This window comes from Streptomyces sp. NPDC002181 (assembly GCF_042890485.1).
Taxonomy (GTDB): Bacteria; Actinomycetota; Actinomycetes; order Streptomycetales; family Streptomycetaceae; genus Streptomyces.
The window spans coordinates 58,484-83,617 of sequence record NZ_JBIASC010000001.1; the positions used below are offsets into that span (position 1 = coordinate 58,484).

Sequence of the window (25,134 nt, forward strand, 5' to 3'; positions counted from 1 at the left end):
CCAATGCCCTTGTCAAGGTTTGCGGCCCTCCTGCCCCGCCACCCGGGCCGCCGCCTCGTGCATGGCCAGTTCCAGCAGCACGGGGTCCGTGAGCCTCCCGCTGCCGTCCGGGGGCACCAGCCAGTGCACCCCGCCCGTGGTCCGGCCGGGGTACGGCACCACGATCCAGGTCCCGCGCCCCGCCCCCCGTACGCCGGTGCCGAGCCAGCGGGACGCGGTCCCCGGAGGCACGAAGAAGCCCAGCCGCGTGTCGCCGAAGTCGGCGAGCACCGGGCCGGGCCGGTCGAGGAGCAGGGTCAGTACGTCGAGTGCGGTCTGCCCCAGCTCGCCGGGCAGGATCAGCACGTCCCACTGCCGGCCGGCGGGCAGCAGGGCGACCCCGAGGGGGTTTCGCTCCCACTCCCACCGGCAGGCGTCGGGATCCGGCGCCACCGATACGAGCCATTCCACCGCGCTCTTGATGTCCGAGCCGCGCATCGCCCGGCCTCCGTTCTCTCGGGTGAGGGTTCCTCACCGGAAGAGAGCGGGGCCGGGCCCTGCGATGACGCGGGTTCGCCCACCCCGTGAAGGTGAAGCGGCTCACGCTGTGAAGCGCGGCGCGCGCCGGGGCGTGGCGGGGGCGGTCGGGCGGGCGTGCGGTCGGGCGTGCGGTCGGGCGGGCGGTCGGGCGGTCGGTCAGCTGTCGAAGCCGAGGCCGAACTTGTCCATGACCTTCAGCCACAGGTTGCGGCGGCCGCCGCGGGCGTCGGCCCGGGCCAGTGACCACTTGGTGAGCGTGATCCCGGTCCAGGCGAACGGCTCGGGCGGGAAGGGCATCGGCCGGGACTTCACCATCTCCAGCTCGGTCCGCTCGGTGCGGGCCCCGTCGAGGAGGTCGAGCATCACGTCCGCGCCGAAGCGGGTGGCGCCCACCCCGAGACCGGTGTAGCCGGCCGCGTAGGCGACCTTGCCCCCGTGCGCGGTCCCGAAGAAGGCCGAGAAGCGCGAGCAGGTGTCGATGGCCCCGCCCCAGGCGTGGCTGAACTTGACGCCCTCCAGCTGCGGGAACGCGGCGAAGAAGTGCTGCGCGAGCTTCAGGTACGTCTCGGGGCGGTGGTCGTACTCGGAGTCCAGCTTGCCGCGGTAGGGGTAGATGGCGTCGTAGCCGCCCCACAGGATGCGGTTCTCCGGGGTGATGCGGAAGTAGTGGAACTGGTTGGCGCTGTCGCCCAGGCCCTGGCGGTTGTTCCAGCCGATCGCCTTGAGCTGGTCGGCGGTCAGCGGCTCGGTCATCAGCGCGTAGTCGTAGACGGGCACCGTGAACGGCCGGATCCGCTTGACCAGCGAGGGGAAGATGTTGGTGCCGAGCGCCACGCGCCGGGCGAAGATCCGCCCGTACGGGGTGCGTACGGCCATCCCGGCGCCCGAGGCGGCCAGGTCCAGCCCCCGGGTGTTCTCGTAGATCCGCACGCCCAGCGACAGGCAGGCCTCCTTGAGGCCCCAGGCGAGCTTCGCGGGGTTGAGCATGGCGACGCCGTCGGTGTCCCACAGGCCCGCGAGGAAGGTCGGCGAGTCCACCTCGGCGCGCAGTTCCTCGCGGTCCAGCCAGCGCGAGCCGCCCGCCAGGCCCAGCTTCGCGGCCTCCTCGTACAGCTCGCGCAGCTCCTCGACCTGGTGGGGTTCGGTGGCCACGTCGATCTCGCCGGTGCGCTCGAAGTCGCAGTCGATGCCGTAGCGGGCGATGGCCGCCTCGATCTCGTCGAGGTTGCGGGCGCCCAGCTCCTCCAGCTTGGCGAGCTCGCCCGGCCAGCGCGCCATGCCGTTGGCCAGGCCGTGCGTGAGGGAGGCCGCGCAGAACCCGCCGTTGCGGCCGGAGGCGGCCCAGCCCGCCTCCTTCGACTCGATCAGGACGACGTCCCGGGCGGGGTCGCGCTCCTTGGCGATGAGCGCGGTCCACAGTCCGCTGTACCCGCCGCCGATGACGAGCAGGTCGCAGGCCTCGTCGGAGGTCAGCGCCGGCTGCGCGGCGGGCTTGCCGGGGTCGTCCAGCCAGTACGAGACCGGCAGTGCTCCGGAAAGCGATTGAGCGACACTTCGCATGGCGACTGGGGCCATGTCTTCCAACTCCCTACAGAGTTACTTGGGCTGTGCGTTCTTGCGGCGGTTGCCGACCATCTGGCCGACGAGCACCACCAGCACCGCGATGACGAACATCGCCGTACCGATGACGTTGATCTGTACAGGCGTACCGCGCTGGGCCGATCCCCACACGAACATGGGGAAGGTGACGGTGTTGCCCGAGTTGAAGTTGGTGATGATGAAGTCGTCGAACGAGAGCGCGAACGAGAGCAGCGCGCCCGCCGCGATACCGGGTGCCGCGATGGGCAGGGTCACCCGCATGAAGGTCTGCACCGGGCCCGCGTAGAGGTCGCGGGCGGCCTCCTCCAGCCGCGGGTCCATCGACAGGACGCGCGCCTTGACCGCGGCGACGACGAAGCTGAGGCAGAACATGACGTGGGCGATCAGGATCGTCCAGAAGCCCAGCTGGATGCCCATGTTCAGGAACAGGGCGAGCAGCGAGGCGGCCATGACGATCTCGGGCATGGCCATCGGCAGGAAGATCAGCGAGTTCACCGCGCCGCGCGCCCGGAAGCGGTAGCGCACCAGCGCGAAGGCGATGGCCGTGCCGAGGACGGTCGCGCCGAGGGTGGCCCATACGGCGATCTGGAGCGACAGGGACAGCGAGCCGCACAGGTCGGCGACACCGCAGGGGTCCTTCCAGGCGTCGAGGGAGAACTCCTGCCAGGCGTAGTTGAACCGCCCGGCGGGGTTGTTGAAGGAGAAGACGGTCACGACGACGTTCGGCAGGATCATGTACGCGAGCGTGCCGAGGCCGAAGATGACGACGAGATTGCGCCGGAGCCAACGCATCAGACCAGGTCCTCCGTCCCCGCTCGGCGGATGTAGATGGTGACCATGATCAGCACGATGGCCATGAGGATGAAGGACAGCGCGGCGGCCGTCGGGTAGTCGAGGATGCGCAGGTACTGCGACTGGATGACGTTGCCGATCATCCGGGTGTCCGTGGAGCCGAGCAGTTCGGCGTTCACGTAGTCGCCGCTCGCCGGGATGAAGGTGAGCAGCGTCCCCGAGACCACGCCCGGCATGGAGAGCGGGAAGGTCACCTTCCGGAAGGTGGTCGACGGGCGGGCGTACAGGTCCCCGGCCGCCTCGTGGAGACGGGTGTCGATGCGCTCCAGCGAGGTGTAGAGCGGCAGGATCATGAAGGGGAGGAAGTTGTACGTGAGACCGCAGACCACCGCGAGCGGCGTGGCCAGCACCCGGTCCCCCTGGGTCATCCCGAGCCAGCTGGTGACGTCCAGGACGTGCAGGGTGTTGAGGACCCCCACCACCGGGCCGCCGTCGGCCAGGATCGTCTTCCAGGCCAGGGTGCGGATCAGGAAGCTGGTGAAGAAGGGGGCGATCACGAGCACCAGCAGGAGGTTGCGCCAGCGTCCCGCCTTGAAGGCGATCAGGTAGGCCAGCGGGTACCCCAGCAGCAGGCACAGCACGGTCGCGGTGCCGGCGTAGAGCAGGGAGCGCAGGAACTGCGGGTAGTACTCGGTGAGGGCGTCCCAGTAGGTCTGGAAGTGCCAGGTGACCTTGAAGCCCTCTTCGAGGGAGCCGGTCTGCACCGAGGTGGAGGCCTGGTAGACCATCGGCAGGACGAAGAAGACCAGCAGCCACAGGATGCCGGGGAGCAGCAGCCAGTACGGGACGAGCCGCTTGCGCAGGGACGGCTTGTGGACCGGGGGCTCGGCGGAGGCCTGGGCCTGTGGCGGCGCGGCGGTGGCGGTCATGCGCCCTCCTCGACCGTCTCGATGCCGGCGTCGCCCATCGTCCCTGCAAGCATGGACTGGGCGGCATCGAGGCCGAAGGTGTGCTCCGGGTTCCAGTGCAGGACCACCTCGGCGCCGGGGACGAGGCGGGCGTCGCGTTCGACGTTCTGGACGTACACCTCCAGCTCCGGACAGACGGGGCTGTCGACGACGAACTGGGTGGAGACCCCGATGAAGGAGGAGGCGGCTATCGTGCCGCGGACCTTGTTGCGGCCGGCCGCGACGGTGTCCTCCTCGTCCGCGTGGACCAGGGATATCTTCTCGGGACGCACCCCGACCAGCAGCTTCCCGCCGGCCTTGGGCGTGGTCGAACACCGGGCCGCGGGCAGCCGCAGCCTCGTCCCCGCCGAGCTGACCGCCACGTCGGAACCGCCGGCCTCCAGCACCTCGGCCTCGATGAGGTTGGAGGTGCCGAGGAAGTTGGCGACGAAGGTGGTCTTCGGGTTCTCGTACAGCTCGGCGGGGGCGCCCAGCTGCTCGACGCGGCCGCCGTTCATCACGGCGACCGTGTCGGCCATGGTCATGGCCTCCTCCTGGTCGTGCGTGACGTGCACGAAGGTGATGCCGACCTCGGTCTGGATGCGCTTGAGCTCCAGCTGCATCTGGCGGCGCAGCTTGAGGTCGAGGGCGCCGAGGGGCTCGTCGAGGAGGAGTACCTGGGGGTGGTTGATGAGCGCGCGGGCGACGGCCACGCGCTGCTGCTGGCCGCCGGAGAGCTGGTGCGGCTTGCGCTGGGCGAACTGGCCCAGCTCGACCAGCTCCAGCATGTCCTCGACCTGCTTCTTGACGGACTTGATGCCGCGGCGGCGCAGTCCGAAGGCCACGTTCTCGTAGATGTCCAGGTGCGGGAAGAGCGCGTAGCTCTGGAACACCGTGTTGACCGGGCGCTTGTACGGCGGCAGGTGGGTGACCTCGCGCTCGCCCAGGCTGACCGTGCCGGTGGAGGGCTCCTCCAGGCCGGCGATCATGCGCAGGGTGGTGGTCTTCCCGCAGCCCGAGGCGCCGAGCAGGGCGAAGAAGGAGCCCTGGGGGATGGTGAGATCCAGCGGGTGCACGGCGGTGAACGAGCCGTAGTGCTTGCTGATCCCGGCGAGGCGGACGTCGCCGCCCGCGGTCTTGTCAGTCATGGGCCTGGGCCTTCGGTGGTCGTGTCGTCGGAAGGGTGCGGGGCACGGGTGCCGGTACGGGCGGGGTGCGTCAGGCTCCGATGAGCTTGGCGAACTTCTCTTCGTACGCGGTCTCTTCCTCACTGCTGAGGGAGCGGAAGGCGTGGGCCTTGGCCGACATCGCCTTGTCCGGAATGATCAGGGGGTTGTCGGCGAGGGCGGGGTCGATCTTCGCGAGGTCTTCCTTGACGCCTTCGACGGGACACACGTAGCTGATGAACGCGGCCAGCCGGGCGGCGTTCGGCGGCTCGTAGTAGAAGTCGATCAGCTTCTCGGCGTTGGCCTTGTGCCGGGCGTGGGCGGGGACCAGCAGGTTGTCGCTGGACGTGATGTAACCGGGCGCCGGGATCGCGTACTTGATGTCCGGGTTGCCGGCCTGGAGCTGGATGATGTCGCCGGCCCAGGCCAGGCAGGCGGCGATGTCGCCCTTGTCGAGGTCCGCCGTGTAGTCGTTGCCGGTGAAGCGGCGTATCTGCTTGGTGTCCACCCCCTTCTGGAGCCGGCCGATGGCGGCGTCGAAGTCGGCGGTGGTGAAGTTCGCCGGGTCCTTGCCCTGGTCGAGCAGGGTCATCCCGACGCTGTCGCGCATCTCGGTGAGGAAGCCGACGCGGCCCTTGAGCGAGGGGTCGTCGAGCAGCTGCGTGACGGAGTCGACCTTCTTGCCGTCGGTGGCCTTCGCGTTGTAGGCGATGACGGTGTCGATGCCGGTCCAGGGGTAGCTGTACGCGCGGCCCGGGTCCCAGTCGGGGTTGCGGAACTGCGGGATCAGGTTGGCGTAGGCGTGCGGGAGGTGGGAGGGGTCCAGCTTCTGCGCCCAGCCGAGCCGGATGATGCGGGCGGCGAGCCAGTCGGTGACGACGATCAGGTCGCGGCCGGTGTCCTGGCCGGCCGCGAGCTGGGGGCGGACCTTGCCGAAGAACTCGACGTTGTCATTGATGTCCTCGGTGTACTTGACCTTGATCCCGGTCCGCTTGGCGAACTCGTCCAGCGTGGGGTGGGTCTTCTCGTCCTCGCTGGTGTCCATGTACTCGGTCCAGTTGGAGAAGTTGATCTCCTTCTCCTGGTCCGAGTGGTCGTCGGAGGCGACCGCCGCGTCGCCCGCGCGCTTGGCCGGCGGGATGCCGCAGGCGGACAGGGAGGCCAGGCCGCCGAGGGTGAGCGCTCCGACTCCGGAGGCGCGCAGCAGTGAGCGGCGGGTGAGGGCGCCGCGCCCGCCGGTGATGCTGCGCCGCATCGCGGCGAGTTGCGCCGCCGAGAGGCGGTCGGGCTCGAACTGCTCCATGAGCTGCCCTTTCGGGAGGGGTGGCGCCGCTGGTCGGGCGGCCGGCTGCCACTCGGCGGCAGCCGAAGACGGTTAGGTGCGGTCCCCGAAGATGGTGCGGTGCCAGTCCTTGGCGGCCACCGCGGTGTTGTCGTACATGACGTGCTTGACCTGCGTGTACTCCTCGAAGGAGTAGGCGCTCATGTCCTTTCCGAAGCCACTCGCCTTGTAGCCGCCGTGGGGCATCTCGCTGATGATCGGAATGTGGTCGTTGACCCAGACGCAGCCCGCCTTGATCTCGCGGGTCGCGCGCCCGGCCCGGTAGACGTCGCGGCTCCAGGCGGAGGCGGCCAGTCCGTAGGGGGTGTCGTTGGCCAGTGCGATGCCCTCGTCGTCGGTGTCGAAGGGCAGGACGACGAGGACCGGCCCGAAGATCTCGGACTGGACGACCTCGCTGTCCTGGGCGGCGCCGGAGACGAGCGTGGGCCGGTAGTACGCGCCCTCGGCGAGCTCGCCTCCCGGAACCTCGCCGCCGGTGACGACGGTGGCGTAGCCGCGGGCGCGCTCCACGAAGCCCGCGACCCGGTCGCGCTGGGCGTGTGAGACCAGCGGACCGAGGTCGGTGGCCCAGTCGAAGGGATCGCCCAGGCGGACCGTCTCCATCAGCTCGGCCACGCGGGCGACGAAGGCGTCGTGCAGGGGGCGCTGGACGTACGCGCGGGTGGCGGCGGTGCAGTCCTGGCCGGTGTTGATCAGGGAGGCGGCGACGGCGCCGTGCGCGGCGGCCTCCAGGTCGGCGTCGTCGAAGACCAGGAAGGGCGCCTTGCCGCCGAGTTCCAGGTGGAGCCGCTTGACGGTGGCGGTGGCGATCTCGGCGACCCGCTTGCCCACCGCGGTGGAGCCGGTGAAGGAGGTCATGACCACGTCGGGGTGGCCCACCAGGTGCTCGCCCGCGTCCCGGCCGGCGCCGGTGACGATGTTGACCACGCCGTCGGGCAGGCCCGCGTCCTTGGCCGCCTGGGCGAACATCAGGGAGGTCAGCGGGGTCAGCTCGGCGGGCTTGAGGACGATCGTGTTGCCCGCGGCGATCGCCGGGAGGATCTTCCAGGCGGCCATCTGGAGCGGATAGTTCCAGGGCGCGATGGAACCGACGACCCCGATGGCCTCGCGGCGCACGTAGGAGGTGTGGTCTCCTGAGTATTCAGCTGCCGCCTGCCCCTGGAGGTGCCGGGCGGCGCCCGCGAAGAAGGCGGTGTTGTCGATGGTCCCCGGTACGTCGAACTCGGTGGACAGCTTGATCGGCTTGCCGCACTGCAGGGATTCCGCGTACGCGAAGTCCTCCGCCTGCTCCGCCAGCACGGCGGCCAGCCGGTGCAGGGCGTCGGAGCGCTCGCCGGGGGTGGCCGCGGACCAGGCCGGGAAGGCCCGCTTGGCGGCGGCGACGGCCTCGTCGACGTCGGCGGCGGAGGCCAGCTCGTACGTGAGCACCTCCTCGCCCGTGGCGGGGTTGACGACGGTGTGCGACTGCCCGGACGTGCCGGACCTCAGCTGTCCGTCGATGTACTGCGCGCCGTCTGCGAAGCGGTCCTTGACCTGGAAGCGATTACCCATGACGCTCTCACGCTCTCCGTAGCTTCAGCTCGAATTGAGTGCCGATCCTGGCAGAGGTGTTCCCCACCGCCAAGTGATTCCGTTGTTGCCTTTTGATTACGCGACGGAATCGGTCGACCATGTGTCGAGGCGCGCCGCAAATCCCGTACGAAGTGTCAGTGGCGACTGCCACACTCGCGTGCATGGAGAAGATCGACAATTTGATCGAGCAGGTCAGCCGTGGTGAGCGGGTGAAGTACCTGCCGTTCTGGGGGCACCGGCCGCGCCCCGACGGGACGCTCGGCCCCAGCTGTATGAGCCAGTGGTGGCCGTCGCCGTTCACCGTGGGTGACGTCCGCTACGACACGGCCGAGCACTGGATGATGGCCGGCAAGGCCCGGCTGTTCGGGGACGCCGACGCGGAGCGCATCGCGCTGGAGGCGAAGACCCCGGCGGAAGCCAAGAAGGCCGGTCGCCTGGTGCGCGGTTTCGACGACGCGACATGGGCGCGGGAGCGGTTCGCGCTCGTGGTGGAGGGCAGCGTGCACAAGTTCGCGTCCACCCCCGCGCTGCGCGCGTACCTGCTGACCACCGGGGACCGGGTGCTGGTGGAGGCGAGCCCGATGGACCGCATCTGGGGCATCGGACTCGCGGCGGACGACGAGCGCGCCCTGGACCCCTCGCGCTGGCGCGGGCTGAACCTGCTGGGCTTCGCGCTGATGGAGGCCCGCGAGCGGCTGCGCACGGCGGCGTAAATGCGTGGCGGGCGGGCGAGCGGCCCGCCTACGGTAAGACTCGTCCAGGTGCGCAGGCGAGACCTACTTCCACTCTTAATGGGCAGGTCGCGGGTTCGAGTCCCGCCACCGGCTTCCGGGCCGGTGTAGCTCAGTTGGCAGAGCAGCACGTCGGTTTCGCCGACCTCGATCTCTGGACACCTACGTCACGCACCTCCCGGTGCGCGGGCTGCGGCTCCTTCTTCCCAAGAAACCCAAGCCGCCGCCACCTTGATCTCGGGAGGCACGCGTGCGGGACGCCCGGTGCGCAGGCGACGGTTGCTTCGGGGACCAGGAGGTCGCGGGTTCGAATCCCGCCCGGCTCCGGCCGGTGGAGCAGCTCGGCAGCTCGCCTGGATAAAAGTCCGCCGCCGATTCCGATCTCGGGCATCCCGCACGTCACGCCTCCCCCACGTTCCACTGGATTCGGGGGGATTCACCATGGCTCGCTTCAACCTGCGCGCACCCAAGAAGGCTTCCGCCGCGGCGGGGCCCGCCTCTCCCGTGCGCTCCACCGGCAGCCGCGCCGCCAACCACCAGGGCGGCCGCGGCTTCGTCCGCGACGCGCGCTCCGAGCTGCTCCTGCTCGCCGTCGCCAACTTCGTGACGCAGCGGACCTTCTACGAGAGCGGCGAGGCCCGCGACGACCGGTTCTCCGCGCTCGTGCGCCGCCTCGCCGTCGAGGACCCCGCGTGGACCGCGGGCCTGCTCGGCTGGCTGCGCACCGAGGGGAACATGCGCACGGCCTCGCTGGTCGGAGCGGCCGAGTACGTGAAGGCGCGGCTCGACGCCGGAGCCACCGGCGGGCCGTCCAACCGCACGGTCGTGGACTCCGTGCTGCGGCGCGCGGACGAGCCCGGCGAGCTGCTGGCCTACTGGACGGCGACGTACGGGCGCAGCGTCCCCAAGCCCGTCAAGCGCGGTATCGCCGATGCCGTGCGCAGGCTCTACGGCGCCACCTCGCTGCTGAAGTACGACACCGCCTCCAAGGGCTTCCGCTTCGGCGACGTGCTGAACCTCGTGCACGCCTCCCCCGATCCCGCCAAGCCCTGGCAGGGCGAGCTGTTCCGCTACGCCCTCGACCGGCGGCACCACCCGGAGACGGCCGAGGTGCCGGCCGCACACCGCACCCTGCTCGCGCACCGGGAGCTCATGGAACTGCCGGTGGAGGAGCGCCGGGCCGTGGTGACCGCGCCCGACGGAGCCGAGAGGCTCGCCGCCGCGGGCATCACCTGGGAGGCGCTGGCCGGCTGGCTCCAGGGGCCGATGGACGCAGCCGCCTGGGAGGCGGTCATCCCGTCCATGGGCGCGATGGCGCTGCTGCGCAACCTGCGCAACTTCGACCAGGCCGGCGTCTCGGACGAGGTGGCCGCGCGGGTCGCGGCGAAGATCGCCGACCCCGAGGTCGTCGCCCGGTCCCGGCAGTTCCCGTTCCGCTACCTCGCCGCCTACCAGCACGCCCCCTCGCTGCGCTGGGCGTACCCGCTGGAGCGGGCGCTGCGCCACTCGCTGGCCAACGTACCGGCCCTGCCGGGGCGGACGCTGGTCCTCGTGGACCGCTCGGGGTCGATGTGGGCGCGGCTGTCGGACCGCTCCGAGCTCAACCGGGCGGACGCGGCCGCCGTCTTCGGCGCCGCGCTCGCGCTGCGCGCCGAGGACGCGGACCTGGTGCAGTTCGGCACGGACAGCAAGCAGGTCCCCTACGACCGGGGCGAGTCCGTGCTGAAGGTGCTGGAGCGGTTCGAGGACCTCGGCGGCACCAACACCTCCGAGGCCGTGCGGCGGTACTACAGGGGACACGACCGGGTCCTGATCGTCACCGACGAGCAGGCGGCGTACCACCACGGCGGCGACCCGACGGCCCTCGTCCCGGACGAGGTCCCGGTGTACACCTGGAACCTGGCCGGGTACCGGACGGGCCACGCGCCCTCCGGCTCCGCGAACCGGCACACCTTCGGCGGGCTCAGCGACGCGGCCTTCCGGATGGTCTCCCTGATCGAGGGCGGCCGGGACGCCGACTGGCCGTGGGCGGCGTAGGCCGTCAGACGTGCTCGCGCACGTGCGAGGACGAGCCGCCGTCGTAGTCGTAGTCGTAGTCGGAACCGGAGCCGTTCCCCGAGCCGCCGAGCAGGACGCCGGCGATGACGAGGCCGATCATCAGGATGCTGATCACGATGCCGATCGCGCCCAGGATGATGCCGGCCAGCGCCATCGAGCCGTTGTCGGCCTCGCCGCGCTGGGCCTTCTTGCGGCCCAGGATGCCGAAGACGAGCGCCGGGACGCCGAACAGCACGCCCAGGTAGCAGGTGACCACGCCGATGATGCCGAGGACCATGGCGGTGATCCCGAAGCCGTTGCTCTTGGCCGGATATCCGTAGCCCGGGTACCCGGGGTACCCCGGATAGCCCTGCTGGCCGGGATAGCCGTACGCCGGCTGCGCGGGCGGCGGTCCGGGGTACGCGTAGCCCCCGGGGTCCGGCTGCGCCGGGTACCCGTACGCGGGCGGCAGCGCCGCGCCCGGCGCGGGAGCGGGCGCCGGAGCGGTGGCCGGCGCCGGCCCGGGTATCTGCGCCGGCGGGGTGTCGCCCCCCGGCATCCCCGCGATCGTCGGCTGGTCGTGCACGGACGGCGGCCCTGACATCCCCGGTGCGGCCTGCGGTTTGCCGAGCTCCACCGCCGGCCGCTCCGGCGGCGCCCACGGGTCCTGCGGCTCGGGGCTCTGATCGGTCATGCGGCGCCCCCCTCTCGTACGCCCATGCTATGTGCTGCCACCGACGGTCCCGGAGCTGCCTACGATGAAGCCCGATCTGTCCGCACCCGTCCTCCCGGAGGCTCCCTCATGCCCGACTTGAACCCCTTCATCGCGGGGCTGCCCAAGGCGGAACTCCACGTCCACCACGTCGGCTCCGCCTCCCCGCGCATCGTGGCCGAACTCGCCTCCCGCCACCCCGACTCCAAGGTCCCCACGGACCCCGAGGCGCTCGCCGACTACTTCACGTTCACCGACTTCGCGCACTTCATCGAGGTCTACCTGTCCGTCGTCGACCTGGTCCGCACTCCCGACGACGTACGCACCCTCACGTACGAGGTCGCCCGCGACATGGCCCGGCAGAACATCCGCTACGCCGAGCTGACCATCACCCCGTACTCCTCCACCCGCCGCGGCATCGACGAGAAGGCCTTCATGGAGGCCATCGAGGACGCCCGCAAGGCCGCCGAGACCGAGCTCGGCGTCATCCTGCGCTGGTGCTTCGACATCCCCGGCGAGGCCGGCCTGGAAGCCGCCGCCGAGACCGCGCGCCTCGCCGTCGAGCTGCGTCCGGAGGGCCTGGTCTCCTTCGGCCTCGGCGGCCCGGAAATCGGCGTGCCGCGCCCGCAGTTCAAGCCGTACTTCGACGCCGCCCGCGCGGCCGGCCTGCACAGCGTGCCGCACGCCGGCGAGACCACCGGTCCGGAGACCATCTGGGACTCCATCCGCGAGCTGGGCGCCGAGCGCATCGGCCACGGCACCAGCGCCACGCAGGACCCGGAGCTCCTCGCCTACCTCGCCGAGCACCGGATCGCGCTGGAGGTCTGCCCGACCTCCAACATCGCCACGCGCGCCGTGACCGACCTGGACCTCCACCCCGTCAAGGAGATGGTGCGGGCGGGCGTGCTCGTCACCATCAACAGCGACGACCCGCCGATGTTCGGCTCCGACCTCAACAACGAGTACGCGGTGGCCGCGCGCCTCCTCGACCTCGACGAGCGCGGGCTCGCGCAGCTGGCGAAGAACGCCGTCGAGGCCTCCTTCCTGGACGAGGCCGGCAAGGCGAAGCTCACCGCGGAGATCGACACGTACACCTCCGCCTGGCTCGCACGCTGACGGACCGCCGGGAACGCCGACAATGGCGGTCATGCGCACCCTGACGGCCGTGGGCCACCGCGGCGATCCCTACCGTGTCCGCGAGAACACCCTCCCCTCGATCCGCTCCGCCTTCGCACGCGGGGCGGACGCGGTGGAGATCGACGTACGGCTGACCCGCGACGGGCAGCCGGTCCTGCTCCACGACGAGACGCTCCAGCGGCTGTGGGGCCATGACGTGCGGCTCGACGCCGTCACGGCCGCACAGCTGAAGGAGCTGACGCGGGGCGGGATCCCGACGCTGCGCGAGGCCCTGATGGCGGCCGGCGCGGGCCGGGTGATGATCGACCTGCCCGGAGCCACGGCCGAGGCCGTGCGGACGGTCGTCGGGCAGGTCCGGGAGTGCGGGGCCCGCGACCGTACGTACTACTGCGCGGGCCCGGACACGATGCTGGCCGTGCGCGCCGCCGATCCGGGCGCCGAGATCGCGCTGACCTGGACCACGCTGGCGCCGCCGCGCCGGGTGCTGATCGACGCGGTGGCGCCGTCCTGGCTCAACTACCGCTTCGGGCTGGTGGACCGGGAGCTGACGGACGCCCTCCACCGGGAGGGCCTGCTGGTCTCGGCCTGGACCGCGGACACGACGCGGGCGATGCGCGGGCTGGTGGCGGCCGGGGTGGACGCGATCACCACCAACCGGCTGGACGCACTGGCCCGCGTACGGGCGGAACTCGGCGTACCGGGCCGGTGATACGCGCCTGGGGGGAACGGATCCGGCGGGCGGATCCGCGGTGGCAGGACCTGGGGCTGACGCTGCTGGTCCAGGTGGCGACGACGATTCCGTTCGTCGTGCCGCGCGATCCGCTGGATTCGCCGGCCACCTGGCCCGCGTACCTGCTGACCACGCTCGGCAACGTGCCGCTGGTGTGGCGGCGGCGGGCGCCCGTGCCGGCGATCTTCGGGATGGTCGCGGCCGGCACGCTCTACACGCTGGCGCTGGACGGCCCCGGCCAGCCGCTGCCTTACGCCCCGCTGATCGGCGTGTACACGATGGCGCTGCTGTGCCCGGCCCGGGTGCGGATCGCGATGGGCGTGACGCTGACCGGGCTGATCCTCGCCTCCGTGGCGCTCAACACGGGGACGGCCAGGGAGCTGCTGTTCGCGCTGTTCGTCTTCGCGGCGGCGTTCGCGCTGGGGCGGCTCCAGTACACCCGGCAGGCGTACACCGAAGCCGTCGAGGCGCGGGCCGCCGAGCTGGAGCGGGCGAACCGGATCGAGGCGGAGCAGGCGGCCGCGCGTGAACGGGCCCGCATCGCACGGGAGATGCACGACATCCTCTCGCACGCGGTCAGCATCATGATCGTGCAGGCGGAGGCCGGCCCGGTGGCGGTGCGCAGGGCCCCGGAGCGGGCGGAGGCGGCCTTCGAGGCGATCGCCGAGACGGGGCGGGACGCGATGGCGCAGCTGCGGACGATGCTGGGCGTGCTGCGGACGGACCGGGCGGCGGCGCAGGAGGCCGCTCCGCGGTCCCCGCAGCCCGGGATCGCGGAGCTGGCGGGGCTGCTGGAGCGGGTCCGGGGCAGCGGGCAGCGGGTGTCGTACGAGCGGACGGGGGCGGTGCGCGCGCTGCCGGCGGCGCTGGAGGCGACGGTGCACCGGGTGGTGCAGGAGGCGCTGACGAACGTGGTGAAGCACGCCGGGGCGTCGGTGGTGTCCGTGCGGCTGGAGTACGGGGAGCGGGCGCTCACGGTGAGGGTGACGGACGACGGGCGGGGTCCGGGACCGGCGGCCGCCGCCGCGGGCGGGCACGGGCTGATCGGGATCCGGGAGCGGGCGGCGGCGCACGGCGGTACGGCGGAGTACGGCCCGGGGCCAGGCGGCCGGGGGTTCTCGCTGCGCGTCGTCCTTGTAACCTCGCCGCTGGAGGTGGGGCGTTGACGATTCGTGTGGTGGTGGCGGACGACCAGGAGCTGGTGCGCAGCGGATTCGCGATGATCCTGGACGCGCAGGAGGACGTCGAGGTCGTCGCGGAGGCCGGGGACGGCGCGGCGGCGGTGGCGGCGGTGCGGGAGCTGCGGCCGGACGTGGCGCTGCTGGACGTGCGGATGCCGGTGCTCGACGGGATCGAGGCCTGCCGGGCGATCTCCGGCGGGACCTCGTGCCGGACGGTGATGCTGACGACCTTCGATTCGGACGAGTACGTGTACGAGGCGCTGCACGCGGGGGCGAGCGGGTTCCTGCTGAAGGACGTGCGGCGGGACGATCTGGTGCACGCGGTACGGGTGGTGGCGGCGGGCGATTCGCTGCTGGCGCCTTCGGTGGCGCGGCGGCTGATCGAGGAGTACACGGCGGTGACGGCGCGGCCGGCGGCGGTGGGGGCGCTGTCCGTGCAGCGGCTGGAGGTGCTCACGGCGCGGGAGCGGGAGACTCTGCTGCACCTGGGGCGGGGGCTGTCGAACGCGGAGATCGCCGCCGCGCTGGTGGTGAGCGAGCACACCGTGAAGTCGCACGTGGGCAACGTGCTGGCGAAGCTGGGGCTGCGGGACCGGATCCAGGCGGTGATCTGCGCGTACGAGACGGGTCTGATCGCGGCCGGAGTGGGGACCGGGGCGGGGGCCGGGGCGGGGGCCGGGGGCGCGGGTACCTCTGGGGTATCTCCCTCCGGGGAGTGAGGGGGCGGGGGCGGGCTCCCTCGCGCCGGTGAGTTGTCGTACCGGTGAAGACCCCTCTTGGTGGTGATCCGCGAGGACCCCTGTGACCTGCAGCATTGAGTCATCGGGGCCGCTGGGGCCCGGATGACAACCGGGGGGATTCCGTCATGAAGGTACGTACGCGCGCACTGATCGCCACCGCCCTGGTCCTGGGCATCGCGGCCGGACCGGCCGTGGCCCATGCCGCTCCGGCCGCCGTGCCGATGTCGGCCCGCGATGTGGACCCGCCCGTGTACACGACCGCGCCCGATGCGACGGCGCTGCGCAAGGCGATCGCCGGCATCGGCCCGGGCAACGGGGACGCGACGGCCGCGCTGGTCCGGGTGGGCGGTACGAGCGGCCAATGGGTGGGCCGTGCCGGTGTGGCCGATGTCCGCACCGGACGCAAGGCATTCGACGACGCCCGGTTCCGGGCCGGTTCGGTGACGAAGACGTTCACGGCGGCGCTGGTGCTCCGGCTTGCCGCCGAGGGCAGGGTGGATCTGGACAGGCCCGTGCAGCAGTACCTGCCCGGGCTGCTGCCGTCGGGACCGAAGGGCTTCGAGCCCATCAGCGTGCGGCAGTTGCTGAACTACACGAGCGGCATACAGCCGGCCGAGGGGCCGGGGGATTCCTTCGAGGCGCAGTACGCGCACCGGTTCGACGTGGTCGATCCGCACGCGCTGATCGCCGAGGCGGTGGCGAAGGGACCCGAGTTCAAGCCGGGCGAGAAGCAGCACTACCTCAACATCGACTACACGGTCCTGGCCGTGCTGATCGAGAAGCTGACGGGGACGACGTACGAACAGGCCCTGTCCGAGCGGATCCTGAAGCCGCTCGGCCTGCGCCACACCTCGGTTCCGGCGCGCGGGGAGAACCGGATACCGGGCCCGCACCACCACGGCTACCAGGCCGTGGAGGAGCCCGGCGGTGGGAGCACCCTGGTGGACGTGACCGACTGGAACTCCTCGTCCAACTGGGCCGCCGGGGACCTGATATCCACCACGGAGGACCTGGAGAGGTTCACCCAGGCCCTGTTCGCAGGCCGGGTGGTGCCGAAGGCACAGCTGGAGGAGATGTTCACGGTTCCCGCGGTCAAGGACTTCGACTCCGGGGAGGACGCGGTGCAGACCGCGGGGATGAAGCGGTTCGTCCTGCCCGACGGCACGGTGGTCTACGGCAAGACGGGCTCCCGGTACGGCTACAGCACGGTGATCGGCGGGGCGCGCGATCTCTCGCGCACCCTCGTCTACTCCGTCAACTCCACCGATGCGAAGGGGCAGGACATGAACAAGGTGGCCTACGGGATCGTGATGGCGGCCTTCGCCCGGTAGCCCTCGCCCGGCATGGCCTCCAGGCGCTTGATCATGCGGCGGAGCACCAGCAGGGGTACGACCCCGAAGACGCCGAACGAGATGTCGATGAGGCTCCACCCGAAGGGGATGCCCCGGACGGGTCCGCAGATCAGGGCCAGGGGGATCACACCGGCGCAGGCGATCATGCCGGCTTCGACGATCCAGACGTTGCGGACGGGGTCGCGGTGGACCCCGTAGAAGAAGACCGCGATCACCAGGTGGGCGAAGGCGAGCCAGTCGGTGCCGTAGAGGAGGAAGGGGTGGTCCCGGTCGGCTTGGTCCAGTCCGTCCCCCACCCGCCGCAGCCACGCGTGGGACACCAGGGAGTTGGCCCAGTGGAGTTCGCTGACGAGGGGGAAGGCGGTGAGGCCGCTGAGCACGAGGCAGACGATGAACAGGACCAGCCAGGCACGGATACGCCGCTGAAGGGCGCTTCTCTCGCTCATGGAAGGAAGCCTACGCCCGTTTCTGAACGCGTTCAGCCAAATTGCTGAACATGTTCAGTTCCGTGACGGGGTCGCGATCGTGATCGTTCCGGCCCCGGCCGGTGCTCAGAGGCCGACGATGGCGTTCCAGCGCTGGGCGAGGGAGCGGCGCTCGGCCGAGGAGATGTCCCGGGCCACCACGAGCCGCTTGCGCATCTCCGCGTCGGGGAAGATCAGCGGGTTCTCCGCGAGTTCGGCGGTCTCCTTGTCCTCGGAGGCGGCCAGGACCTCGCGGGCGGCCGGGACGGGGCAGACGTAGTTGACGGAGGCGGCGAGCTCGGCGGCCACCTCCGGCGCGTAGTAGTAGTCGACCAGGGCCTCGGCGTTAGCCTTGTGCCGGGCCAGGTTGGGGACGAGCAGGCTCTCCGCCCAGAGCTCGGCACCCTCCTCCGGGACGACGAACTCGATGTCCGGGTTGTCGGCCTGGAGCTGGATGGCGTCACCGGAGTACGCCTGGCAGGCCAGGACGTCGCCCTTGCTCAGGTCGGAGGTGTAGTCGTTGCCGGTGAAGCGGCGGATGTGCTTCTTCTTCACCATGCTCTCCACCTGGTCGCACATCCGGTGGAAGTCGGACTCGGTCCACCGGGTGACGTCCACGCCGTCGCCCTGCATCAGCAGGGCGAAGGACTCGTCCAGGCCGGAGAAGAGGGTGACCTTGCCGGCCAGGTCCGGCTGCCACAGGTCGCCCACCGACTTGATCTCCCGGCCCAGCGCCTTGCGGTTGTAGGCGATGCCGGTGATGCCCGACTGCCACGGGACGGTGTGCAGGCGGCCCTCGTCGAAGGCGGGGGACCGCAGCTGCGGGTCGAGGTGGGCGGCCACGTTGGGCTGCGCCGAGCGGTCCATCTTCTGGGCCCAGCCCAGGTGGACGAAGCGGGCGGCCATCCAGTCGCTGACGACCACCAGGTCGTGGCCGGTCTCCTGGTGGTTCATCAGGGCCGGGCTGACCTTGCCGAAGAACTCGTCGTTGTCGTTGATCTCCTCGGAGTACCGGACCTCGATGCCGGTCTTCTCCGAGAAGGCGTCCAGCGTGGGCCGGCGCTCCTCGTCCTCTTCGTCGGTGTCGATGTAGAGCGGCCAGTTCGAGAAGGCGACCCGCTTGTCCCGCTCGGAGCGGTCCGGGCCCTCCCGCCGGTCCTCGGGGACGAACGCGGCGGGCACACCGCAGCCGGTCAGGGCCGCGAACAGGCCGGCGGCACCGATGCCGCGCAGCGCCGCGCGGCGGGAGAAGGCGAGTTCAGGCATGGGCAAAGCCTCGGGGAACACAGGAGGGCGGGCAATAGACATGTTGTCTACTGCCCGCCCTCTCAAGCCCCTCCGGTGATCGATGCGATCCCTGCGGAGACCCCCGTGGAGACCGTCAGCCGTCGAGCGAGGTCATCACGTGCTTGATGCGGGTGTAGTCCTCGAAGCCGTAGGCGGAGAGGTCCTTGCCGTAGCCGGACTTCTTGAAGCCGCCGTGGGGCATCTCGGCGACGAGCGGGATGTGGGTGTTGATCCACACGCAGCCGAAGTCGAGGTTCTTGGACATCCGCATCGCGCGGCCGTGGTCCTTGGTCCACACGGAGGAGGCGAGGGCGAACTCGACGCCGTTCGCGTACTCCAGGGCCTGGGCCTCGTCCGTGAAGGACTGGACGGTGATGACGGGGCCGAAGACCTCGTTCTGGATGATCTCGTCGTCCTGCTTGAGGCCCGAGACCACGGTCGGGGCGTAGAAGTAGCCCTTGTCGCCGACCCGGTGGCCGCCGGCCTCGACCTTGGCGTGCGCCGGGAGGCGCTCGATGAAGCCCGCGACCTGCTTCAGCTGGTTCGGGTTGTTCAGCGGGCCGTAGAGCACGTCCTCGTCGTCCGGGGCGCCGGTCTTGGTGTCGGCGGCGGCCTTGGCGAGGGCGGTCACGAACTCGTCGTGGATGGACTCGTGCACCAGCACGCGGGTCGCGGCGGTGCAGTCCTGGCCGGCGTTGAAGTAGCCGGCGACCGCGATGTCCTCCACGGCCTTGGCGAGGTCGGCGTCCTCGAAGACGACGACCGGGGCCTTGCCGCCGAGCTCCAGGTGGACGCGCTTGACGTCCTTCGAGGCGCTCTCGGCGACCTGCATGCCGGCGCGCACCGAGCCGGTGATGGAGGCCATCGCCGGGGTGGAGTGCTCGACCATGGCCTTGCCGGTCTCACGGTCGCCGCACACGACGTTGAAGACGCCCTTGGGCAGGATCGAGTCGATGATCTCCGCCATCAGGACGGTGGAGGCCGGGGTGGTGTCCGAGGGCTTGAGCACCACGGTGTTGCCCGCGGCGATGGCCGGGGCGAACTTCCACACGGCCATCATCATCGGGTAGTTCCACGGCGCGACCTGGGCGCACACGCCGACCGGCTCGCGGCGGATGATCGAGGTCATCCCGTCCATGTACTCGCCGGCCGAGCGGCCCTCCAGGAGGCGGGCCGCACCCGCGAAGAAGCGGATCTGGTCCACCATCGGCGGCAGCTCCTCGCTGGCCGTGAGGCCCAGCGGCTTGCCGGTGTTCTCCGACTCGGTGGCCACGAGCTCGTCCGCGCGCGCCTCGAAGGCGTCCGCGATCTTGAGCAGGGCCTTCTGGCGCTCCGACGGGGTCGTGTCGCGCCAGCCCGGGAAGGCGGCCGCGGCGGCGGCCATGGCGGCGTCGACATCGGCCTGGCCGGAGAGCGGGGCGGTGGCGTACACCTCGCCGGTGGCGGGGTTGACCACCTCGGTGGTCCGCCCGTCGGCGGCGTCCTTGAACTCTCCGCCGATGTAGTTGCGCAGACGACGCAGTTCGGTGGTCACTCCAGCCACACTCCTGATCACATGTCCAACGATTGAGACGAATCCCAATCCTAGCCCCTAGGCGGACGCTTTCGGCAGGGCCGGATGCCACCAACTACGAAATCAGTGAGATCCGGGATGCCAAACAACGGATTTCATCGATTCCGTCTTGCGGAACAGACGACTCCTCGTGCACAGTGAGGTCGTGGTCAGTCGAAGCGCAGATTCCAGGAACAGACAACCGTCCCCTTCGGTCGATGCTGTGTCCCTGGCGATCATCGAGCAACTGCAGGAGGACGGGCGCCGTCCCTACGCAGCGATCGGCAAGGCCGTCGGCCTGTCGGAGGCGGCCGTGCGCCAGCGCGTGCAGAAGCTGCTCGACCAGGGCGTCATGCAGATCGTCGCCGTCACCGACCCGCTCACCGTGGGCCTGCGACGCCAGGCCATGGTCGGCATCAACGTCGAGGGAGACCTCGACCCGGTGGCCGACGCACTGACCCAGATGGCCGAGTGCGAGTACGTGGTCATGACCGCGGGCTCGTTCGACCTGATGGTGGAGATCGTCTGCGAGGACGACGACCACCTGCTGGAGACGATCAACAAGAAGATCCGCGCGCTCCCCGGCGTGCGATCAACCGAAAGCTTCGTTTATCTGAAGCTGAAGAAGCAGACCTACATGTGGGGAACTCGATAGCCCGTGAGCCAGGACCTCTCCAAGACCGCGTACGACCACCTGTGGATGCACTTCACCCGCATGTCGTCGTACGAGAACTCCCCCGTCCCCACCATCGTGCGGGGTGAGGGCACCTACATCTTCGACGACAAGGGCAAGCGCTACCTGGACGGTCTCGCCGGACTGTTCGTGGTCAACGCCGGTCACGGCCGCAAGGAACTGGCCGAGGTCGCCTACAAGCAGGCGCAGGAACTCGCGTTCTTCCCCATCTGGTCGTACGCGCACCCCAAGGCCGTGGAGCTCGCCGAGCGCCTCGCCGACTACGCCCCGGGCGACCTGAACAAGGTCTTCTTCACCACCGGCGGCGGCGAGGCCGTCGAGACCGCCTGGAAGCTGGCCAAGCAGTACTTCAAGCTGCAGGGCAAGCACACCAAGTACAAGGTCATCTCGCGTGCGGTCGCCTACCACGGCACCCCGCAGGGCGCCCTGTCCATCACCGGTCTGCCGGCCCTGAAGGCCCCCTTCGAGCCGCTGGTCCCCGGCGCGCACAAGGTGCCGAACACCAACATCTACCGCGCCCCGATCTACGGCGACGACCCCGAGGCCTTCGGCCGCTGGTGCGCCGACCAGATCGAGCAGGAGATCCTGTTCGAGGGCGCCGACACCGTCGCCGCCGTCTTCCTGGAGCCGGTGCAGAACGCCGGCGGCTGCTTCCCGCCGCCGCCCGGGTACTTCCAGCGCGTCCGCGAGATCTGCGACGAGTACGACGTGCTCCTCGTCTCCGACGAGACGATCTGCGCCTTCGGCCGCCTCGGCACGATGTTCGCCTGTGACAAGTTCGGCTACGTGCCCGACATGATCACCTGCGCCAAGGGCATGACCTCGGGCTACTCCCCGATCGGTGCCTGCATCGTCTCGGACCGCATCGCCGAACCGTTCTACAAGGGCGACAACACCTTCCTGCACGGCTACACCTTCGGCGGACACCCGGTGTCCTCCGCGGTGGCGCTCGCCAACCTCGACATCTTCGACAAGGAAGGCCTCAACCAGCACGTGCTGGACAACGAGGACGCCTTCTTCTCGACGCTGAAGAAGCTGCACGACCTGCCCATCGTCGGCGACGTCCGCGGCAACGGCTTCTTCTACGGCATCGAGCTCGTCAAGGACAAGGTCACCAAGGAGTCCTTCACGGACGAGGAGACGGAGCGCGTGCTCTACGGCTTCCTCTCCAAGGCGCTCTTCGAGAACGGCCTGTACTGCCGGGCCGACGACCGCGGCGACCCGGTCATCCAGCTGGCCCCGCCGCTCATCGCGGACCAGGGCACCTTCGACGAGATCGAGGGCATCCTGCGCTCGGTGCTCACCGAGGCGTGGACCAAGCTGTAAAAAGCGCTGCCGACGAGCAGTGAACAGTCCGAACCACACGGCCCGGATCCCCCGTTCGAGTGAGAACGCGGGGGTCCGGGCCGTGTGCTGTCACCATCCAAGACGTTCATCTCTTTACATCTCATTGCGGCGCCAGTGACTTAAGCCGGTTCCGCTTCGTTCCCCCGGACGGAGGTGTACGCCATGGTGGCTCCACCGGACAACGCCCCACCGGACAATGACGTCCTCTGGGCACGGTCCGTTCACTACTCCCACAGCGGTTCCCCCGGCCTGATCGGGGTCTCGGTGGGCGTCCGCCAGGGCGAGATCCTGGCCCTGACCGGCCCGCGAGGCAGTGGGAAGACCACCCTGCTGCGCTGCCTGTCCGGGCATCTGGTGCCCGAGCAGGGCGAGATCTGGTTCAACAGCGTGCCCGTCCACACCATGGGCGCCGTGGCCCGCGAACGGCTGCGCCGCGACCGGTTCGGCTGGATCGGCCCCGATCCCCTGCTGCTGCCCGAGCTCAAGGTGTGGGAGAACGCGGCGCTGCCGCTGCTGGTCTCCGGCGCCTCCCACCGCACCGCCAAGGCCGCCGCCTGCGAATGGCTGGACCGGCTCGACATCGGCGCCTTCGCCCGCAAGCGCCCCGGCGCGCTGACCCGTGCCGAATCCCAGCGGGTCGCCCTCGCCCGGGCCCTGGTCAAGGAGCCGTCGGTGGTCTTCGCCGACGAGCCGACCGCCCCGCTGCACCGGGCCGAGCGCTCCCTGCTGCTCCGTACGCTCACCACCGCGGCCCGCTCGCACGGGATCACCGTGCTGCTGGCCACCCACGACGAGGAGAGCGCGGCCGTCGCCGACCGCAGCGTCGAACTGCTCGACGGCCGCCACGCCACCCACGCCACCCACGCCATCGGCGGCGTGGGCGACGCGGGCGGTGCCGGCGGCGTGGGCGGTCCTTCCGACGAGACCCCGGAGGGCCAGGCCGCGTGCTCGCTCTCCGCCTAGCCCGCGGGTCCCGCCCGCTCGTCCAGCTGCGCCGGCTGCTGGTCGCCGCCGCCTGCGCCGGCACCGGCTTCCTCCTGCTGTACGTGCTCGCGGAAGCCACCGCCCGGCCTGCCGGATCGTTCCCCCGTCTGCTGTGGGCCATGGTCCCGCTCGCCGTCACCGTGCAGTTCGCCGTCGCCGTCGCGCGGACCGACCCCGCGACCCGGCCCCGCGAGGGGCTGGACGCCGTCGGGCTGGGACCCGTACGGCTCACCCTCGTCGCGACGGTCTCCACCGCCATCGCGTGCACCCTGGGCAGCGCCCTGGCCCTGGCAGCCTTCCTGCACCTGCGGGGCGAGCTCACCGGCCTGCCCTTCGACGGGGCCGCGGCCGGACTGCTGCACGCCGACCGGCCGCTGCCCGTGGCGGCCGCCCTCACCCTGCTGGCCCTGATCCCGCTGAGCGCCTCCGCCGCCACCGCGCTCGCCCTGCGCCCGCACCCGCCGCTGGCCCCGCAGACCGCCCTGCCCTGGGGCATCGCCCTCACCGCCTGCGGACTGGCGGCCCTGGCGTACGCGGGCCCGGGCCGCGCCGGGACGCCGGCCGGCTGGGCCCTCACCGCCGTCGGCCTCTCCCTCGCGGGCCCCGGACTCGCCTACGCCTGCGGAGCGCTGGTCCAGGCGGTCCGCCCGGGCGCCATGCGACTGCTGGCCGGGCGGACCCTCCAGGAAGAGGCGCCCCGGCTGGGCCGACCCCTCGGAGTCCTGTGCGCGATCGCCGCGGGCGCCCTCACCGCCGCGGCCCTGCGCGCCCGCGGCGGCCTCGGCGTCCCGCCGGGCCCGCTGACCGGACCGGCCTGCGCCCTGGTCGTGCTGTGCGCGGCGGCGACCCTGATCACCCGGGCCGTCGAGGTCCGCCAGGACCGCTCGGCCACCCGGACCGCACTGCGCGACATGGGCACCCCCGGCGGAGTCCTGCGCACGGCCGCGACCCTGCGCGCGACCGCCCTGGTGGCCGTGTGCGGACCGGTCGTGTGGGGTGTGGCACAGCTGACGTCTCTGGCATTGACCCGCTGACGAGGGCAGCCCATAGGGTGGGCCGAATGGTCAACGCAGACAACGCAGACATCGAGATCGAGACGCTCGCCGAATTCGACCGGGTCGCGGCCCGCGGCTCGCTCAGCGGCTACCGGGTCCAGTCGGTCAACCTGCTGGAGCGCACGTTCGCCCTGCTGTCCTGCGACACCTCCGCGGCCGTCTTCCTCGGCTGCGCGATGGAGCCCGACGCCTCGGCGAAGGTGCGCGCCGACGGCGCGCTCGTCTTCCCGCCCGTCCCGGACCTCCCGTTCAACCCCTACCGCGGCCTCCTGTACAGCGCCGACGAGCTGTTCACGGGGCTGCCCGCGGGCTACGAGACCACTCCGGACGCCCAGTCGTACGCCTGGTTCCAGGAGACCAAGGCGGACGGCGACGTCTTCTCCTCGATGCTGCGGTCCATCCACGACGACGCGATCTCCGACGCCCTCGACGAACACCTCGCCGGCGCCCGGGTGGTGGGCGTCATGGGCGGCCACGCGATGTCCCGCGGCGGCCTCGACTACCAGGGCGCGGCCGAGCTCGGCCGGAAGCTGGCCCGGTCCGGGCTGACGGTGGCCACCGGCGGCGGCCCGGGTGCGATGGAGGCGGCGAACCTCGGCGCCTACCTGGCGGCGGCCCCGGACGAGGCCCTGGCGGAGGCCCTGGAGATCCTGGCCAAGGCCCCTTCCTTCGTCCCCTCGGTCTCCGACTGGGCGCGGGCGGCGTTCGCCGTGCGCGAGCGCTGGCCCGGCGGCGGCGACTCGGTGGGCATCCCCACCTGGTTCTACGGGCACGAGCCGCCGAACGCCTTCGCCGGCCACATCGCCAAGTACTTCGCGAACGCCACCCGCGAGGACGGATTGCTGGCCCGGTCGAACGCGGGCGTGGTCTTCCTGCCGGGTGCCGCCGGCACCCTCCAGGAGATATTCGACAACGCGACACCGAACTACTACGGGTCGCGGGGCGAGCCGACCCCGATGGTGCTGGTCGACCGTACGCACTGGACCGAGCACCTTCCGGCGTGGCCGCTGCTGCGGGCGCTGGCGCGCGGCCGCGCGATGGAGTCGCGTATCGCGCTGGTCGACTCGGTGGACGAGGTCCCCGCGGCACTCGCGGCGATGACGGCGGCCGACGGGACGAACTGAACTATCGGCCGGCCCGAGGCAACTTCCCGGCCCGATCACACGTCTGCCATAGGTAATCAACTCGCAAAAC

General features: G+C 70.9%; 23 protein-coding genes. 12 read left to right on the forward strand and 11 right to left on the reverse strand.

Annotated elements, in window-relative coordinates; genetic code table 11:
* Window positions 1-12: 12 nt before the first annotated feature.
* From ACFYXV_RS00235 to ACFYXV_RS00265, 7 genes are all read right to left on the reverse strand, one after another.
* Window positions 13-477 carry a hypothetical protein gene (locus tag ACFYXV_RS00235; RefSeq protein ID WP_385468189.1) on the reverse strand — a complete coding sequence of 155 codons (465 nt, stop codon included), beginning with the start codon at window positions 475-477 and terminating at the stop codon, window positions 13-15.
* A gap of 198 nt (window positions 478-675) precedes the next feature.
* Complete coding sequence (locus tag ACFYXV_RS00240) at window positions 676-2,094, reverse strand: NAD(P)/FAD-dependent oxidoreductase (RefSeq protein WP_385468186.1); 1,419 nt, start codon at window positions 2,092-2,094, stop codon at window positions 676-678.
* A gap of 21 nt (window positions 2,095-2,115) precedes the next feature.
* Complete coding sequence (locus tag ACFYXV_RS00245) at window positions 2,116-2,910, reverse strand: ABC transporter permease (RefSeq protein ID WP_366100860.1); 795 nt, start codon at window positions 2,908-2,910, stop codon at window positions 2,116-2,118.
* Window positions 2,910-3,839, reverse strand: coding sequence for an ABC transporter permease (locus ACFYXV_RS00250; RefSeq protein WP_385468182.1), 930 nt, complete (start codon window positions 3,837-3,839; stop codon window positions 2,910-2,912). Before ACFYXV_RS00250 ends, ACFYXV_RS00245 begins: the two co-directional genes overlap by 1 nt.
* Window positions 3,836-5,005, reverse strand: coding sequence for an ABC transporter ATP-binding protein (locus ACFYXV_RS00255; protein WP_389381680.1), 1,170 nt, complete (start codon window positions 5,003-5,005; stop codon window positions 3,836-3,838). The genes ACFYXV_RS00250 and ACFYXV_RS00255 overlap by 4 nt, the downstream gene beginning before the upstream one ends.
* 70 nt (window positions 5,006-5,075) lie before the next feature.
* Window positions 5,076-6,326, reverse strand: a complete 1,251-nt coding sequence (locus ACFYXV_RS00260) for a spermidine/putrescine ABC transporter substrate-binding protein (protein ID WP_389381681.1) — start codon at window positions 6,324-6,326, stop codon at window positions 5,076-5,078.
* 72 nt (window positions 6,327-6,398) lie between these two features.
* Window positions 6,399-7,916: a gamma-aminobutyraldehyde dehydrogenase gene (locus ACFYXV_RS00265; protein WP_389381682.1), complete on the reverse strand. Its 1,518-nt coding sequence runs from the start codon at window positions 7,914-7,916 to the stop codon at window positions 6,399-6,401.
* 182 nt (window positions 7,917-8,098) lie between these two features.
* On the opposite strand from ACFYXV_RS00265, the gene ACFYXV_RS00270 reads away from it, so the two are divergent.
* A complete protein-coding gene (locus ACFYXV_RS00270; RefSeq protein WP_389381683.1) occupies window positions 8,099-8,650 on the forward strand; it encodes an NADAR family protein in 552 nt (183 codons plus the stop codon).
* A gap of 459 nt (window positions 8,651-9,109) precedes the next feature.
* The gene (locus tag ACFYXV_RS00275; protein ID WP_389381684.1) at window positions 9,110-10,705 is read left to right on the forward strand and encodes a TROVE domain-containing protein; all 1,596 of its coding nucleotides are present in this window, start codon (window positions 9,110-9,112) and stop codon (window positions 10,703-10,705) included.
* 4 nt (window positions 10,706-10,709) lie between these two features.
* Here ACFYXV_RS00275 and ACFYXV_RS00280 read toward each other — a convergent pair whose 3' ends face one another.
* Entirely contained in the window at window positions 10,710-11,399 is a 690-nt protein-coding gene (locus tag ACFYXV_RS00280) for a DUF4190 domain-containing protein (protein WP_389381685.1), read from the reverse strand.
* Between the two features lie 108 nt (window positions 11,400-11,507).
* Between ACFYXV_RS00280 and ACFYXV_RS00285 the strand changes: the two genes are divergently transcribed.
* The 5 genes from ACFYXV_RS00285 (at window position 11,508) to ACFYXV_RS00305 (ending at window position 16,536) form a co-directional block, all read left to right on the forward strand.
* Window positions 11,508-12,533 (forward strand): adenosine deaminase, encoded by a 1,026-nt coding sequence (locus tag ACFYXV_RS00285; RefSeq protein WP_383343370.1) that lies wholly within the window; start codon window positions 11,508-11,510, stop codon window positions 12,531-12,533.
* Window positions 12,534-12,555: 22 nt separating this feature from the next.
* Window positions 12,556-13,263: a glycerophosphodiester phosphodiesterase gene (locus ACFYXV_RS00290; RefSeq protein WP_385468161.1), complete on the forward strand. Its 708-nt coding sequence runs from the start codon at window positions 12,556-12,558 to the stop codon at window positions 13,261-13,263.
* Entirely contained in the window at window positions 13,263-14,450 is a 1,188-nt protein-coding gene (locus ACFYXV_RS00295) for a sensor histidine kinase (RefSeq protein ID WP_385468276.1), read from the forward strand. Before ACFYXV_RS00290 ends, ACFYXV_RS00295 begins: the two co-directional genes overlap by 1 nt.
* On the forward strand, window positions 14,447-15,184 hold the full coding sequence (locus ACFYXV_RS00300; RefSeq protein ID WP_389381686.1) for a response regulator: 738 nt from the start codon (window positions 14,447-14,449) through the stop codon (window positions 15,182-15,184). Before ACFYXV_RS00295 ends, ACFYXV_RS00300 begins: the two co-directional genes overlap by 4 nt.
* Window positions 15,185-15,330: 146 nt before the next feature.
* Window positions 15,331-16,536, forward strand: coding sequence for a serine hydrolase domain-containing protein (locus ACFYXV_RS00305; protein WP_389381687.1), 1,206 nt, complete (start codon window positions 15,331-15,333; stop codon window positions 16,534-16,536).
* On the opposite strand, the gene ACFYXV_RS00310 is transcribed toward ACFYXV_RS00305, so the two are convergent.
* From ACFYXV_RS00310 to ACFYXV_RS00320, 3 genes are all read right to left on the reverse strand, one after another.
* Window positions 16,503-17,003 (reverse strand): hypothetical protein, encoded by a 501-nt coding sequence (locus ACFYXV_RS00310; RefSeq protein ID WP_389381688.1) that lies wholly within the window; start codon window positions 17,001-17,003, stop codon window positions 16,503-16,505. The genes ACFYXV_RS00305 and ACFYXV_RS00310 overlap by 34 nt on opposite strands.
* Window positions 17,004-17,108: 105 nt before the next feature.
* Window positions 17,109-18,287, reverse strand: coding sequence for a PotD/PotF family extracellular solute-binding protein (locus tag ACFYXV_RS00315; RefSeq protein WP_385468149.1), 1,179 nt, complete (start codon window positions 18,285-18,287; stop codon window positions 17,109-17,111).
* Window positions 18,288-18,402: 115 nt separating this feature from the next.
* Window positions 18,403-19,842, reverse strand: coding sequence for a gamma-aminobutyraldehyde dehydrogenase (locus ACFYXV_RS00320; RefSeq protein WP_389381689.1), 1,440 nt, complete (start codon window positions 19,840-19,842; stop codon window positions 18,403-18,405).
* Between the two features lie 169 nt (window positions 19,843-20,011).
* On the opposite strand from ACFYXV_RS00320, the gene ACFYXV_RS00325 reads away from it, so the two are divergent.
* The 5 genes from ACFYXV_RS00325 (at window position 20,012) to ACFYXV_RS00345 (ending at window position 25,064) form a co-directional block, all read left to right on the forward strand.
* The gene (locus tag ACFYXV_RS00325) at window positions 20,012-20,515 is read left to right on the forward strand and encodes an Lrp/AsnC family transcriptional regulator (protein WP_030298396.1); all 504 of its coding nucleotides are present in this window, start codon (window positions 20,012-20,014) and stop codon (window positions 20,513-20,515) included.
* A 3-nt stretch (window positions 20,516-20,518) separates the two neighbouring features.
* A complete protein-coding gene (locus ACFYXV_RS00330) occupies window positions 20,519-21,880 on the forward strand; it encodes an aspartate aminotransferase family protein (protein WP_030162551.1) in 1,362 nt (453 codons plus the stop codon).
* 183 nt (window positions 21,881-22,063) lie between these two features.
* Entirely contained in the window at window positions 22,064-22,864 is an 801-nt protein-coding gene (locus ACFYXV_RS00335; protein WP_389381690.1) for an ABC transporter ATP-binding protein, read from the forward strand.
* A complete protein-coding gene (locus tag ACFYXV_RS00340; RefSeq protein WP_389381691.1) occupies window positions 22,846-23,919 on the forward strand; it encodes a hypothetical protein in 1,074 nt (357 codons plus the stop codon). Before ACFYXV_RS00335 ends, ACFYXV_RS00340 begins: the two co-directional genes overlap by 19 nt.
* A 26-nt stretch (window positions 23,920-23,945) precedes the next feature.
* On the forward strand, window positions 23,946-25,064 hold the full coding sequence (locus ACFYXV_RS00345; protein WP_389381692.1) for an LOG family protein: 1,119 nt from the start codon (window positions 23,946-23,948) through the stop codon (window positions 25,062-25,064).
* Window positions 25,065-25,134 lie beyond the last annotated feature (70 nt).

Bases quoted from the DNA above. Each gene is read 5' to 3' on its own strand.
- ACFYXV_RS00235 (WP_385468189.1), bottom strand. From the start codon at position 477: ATGCGCGGCTCGGACATCAAGAGCGCGGTGGAATGGCTCGTATCGGTG.
- ACFYXV_RS00240 (WP_385468186.1), bottom strand. From the start codon at position 2,094: ATGGCCCCAGTCGCCATGCGAAGTGTCGCTCAATCGCTTTCCGGAGCA.
- ACFYXV_RS00245 (WP_366100860.1), bottom strand. From the start codon at position 2,910: ATGCGTTGGCTCCGGCGCAATCTCGTCGTCATCTTCGGCCTCGGCACG.
- ACFYXV_RS00250 (WP_385468182.1), bottom strand. From the start codon at position 3,839: ATGACCGCCACCGCCGCGCCGCCACAGGCCCAGGCCTCCGCCGAGCCC.
- ACFYXV_RS00255 (WP_389381680.1), bottom strand. From the start codon at position 5,005: ATGACTGACAAGACCGCGGGCGGCGACGTCCGCCTCGCCGGGATCAGC.
- ACFYXV_RS00260 (WP_389381681.1), bottom strand. From the start codon at position 6,326: ATGGAGCAGTTCGAGCCCGACCGCCTCTCGGCGGCGCAACTCGCCGCG.
- ACFYXV_RS00265 (WP_389381682.1), bottom strand. From the start codon at position 7,916: ATGGGTAATCGCTTCCAGGTCAAGGACCGCTTCGCAGACGGCGCGCAG.
- ACFYXV_RS00270 (WP_389381683.1), top strand. From the start codon at position 8,099: ATGGAGAAGATCGACAATTTGATCGAGCAGGTCAGCCGTGGTGAGCGG.
- ACFYXV_RS00275 (WP_389381684.1), top strand. From the start codon at position 9,110: ATGGCTCGCTTCAACCTGCGCGCACCCAAGAAGGCTTCCGCCGCGGCG.
- ACFYXV_RS00280 (WP_389381685.1), bottom strand. From the start codon at position 11,399: ATGACCGATCAGAGCCCCGAGCCGCAGGACCCGTGGGCGCCGCCGGAG.
- ACFYXV_RS00285 (WP_383343370.1), top strand. From the start codon at position 11,508: ATGCCCGACTTGAACCCCTTCATCGCGGGGCTGCCCAAGGCGGAACTC.
- ACFYXV_RS00290 (WP_385468161.1), top strand. From the start codon at position 12,556: ATGGCGGTCATGCGCACCCTGACGGCCGTGGGCCACCGCGGCGATCCC.
- ACFYXV_RS00305 (WP_389381687.1), top strand. From the start codon at position 15,331: ATGAAGGTACGTACGCGCGCACTGATCGCCACCGCCCTGGTCCTGGGC.
- ACFYXV_RS00310 (WP_389381688.1), bottom strand. From the start codon at position 17,003: ATGAGCGAGAGAAGCGCCCTTCAGCGGCGTATCCGTGCCTGGCTGGTC.
- ACFYXV_RS00315 (WP_385468149.1), bottom strand. From the start codon at position 18,287: ATGCCTGAACTCGCCTTCTCCCGCCGCGCGGCGCTGCGCGGCATCGGT.
- ACFYXV_RS00335 (WP_389381690.1), top strand. From the start codon at position 22,064: ATGGTGGCTCCACCGGACAACGCCCCACCGGACAATGACGTCCTCTGG.
- ACFYXV_RS00345 (WP_389381692.1), top strand. From the start codon at position 23,946: ATGGTCAACGCAGACAACGCAGACATCGAGATCGAGACGCTCGCCGAA.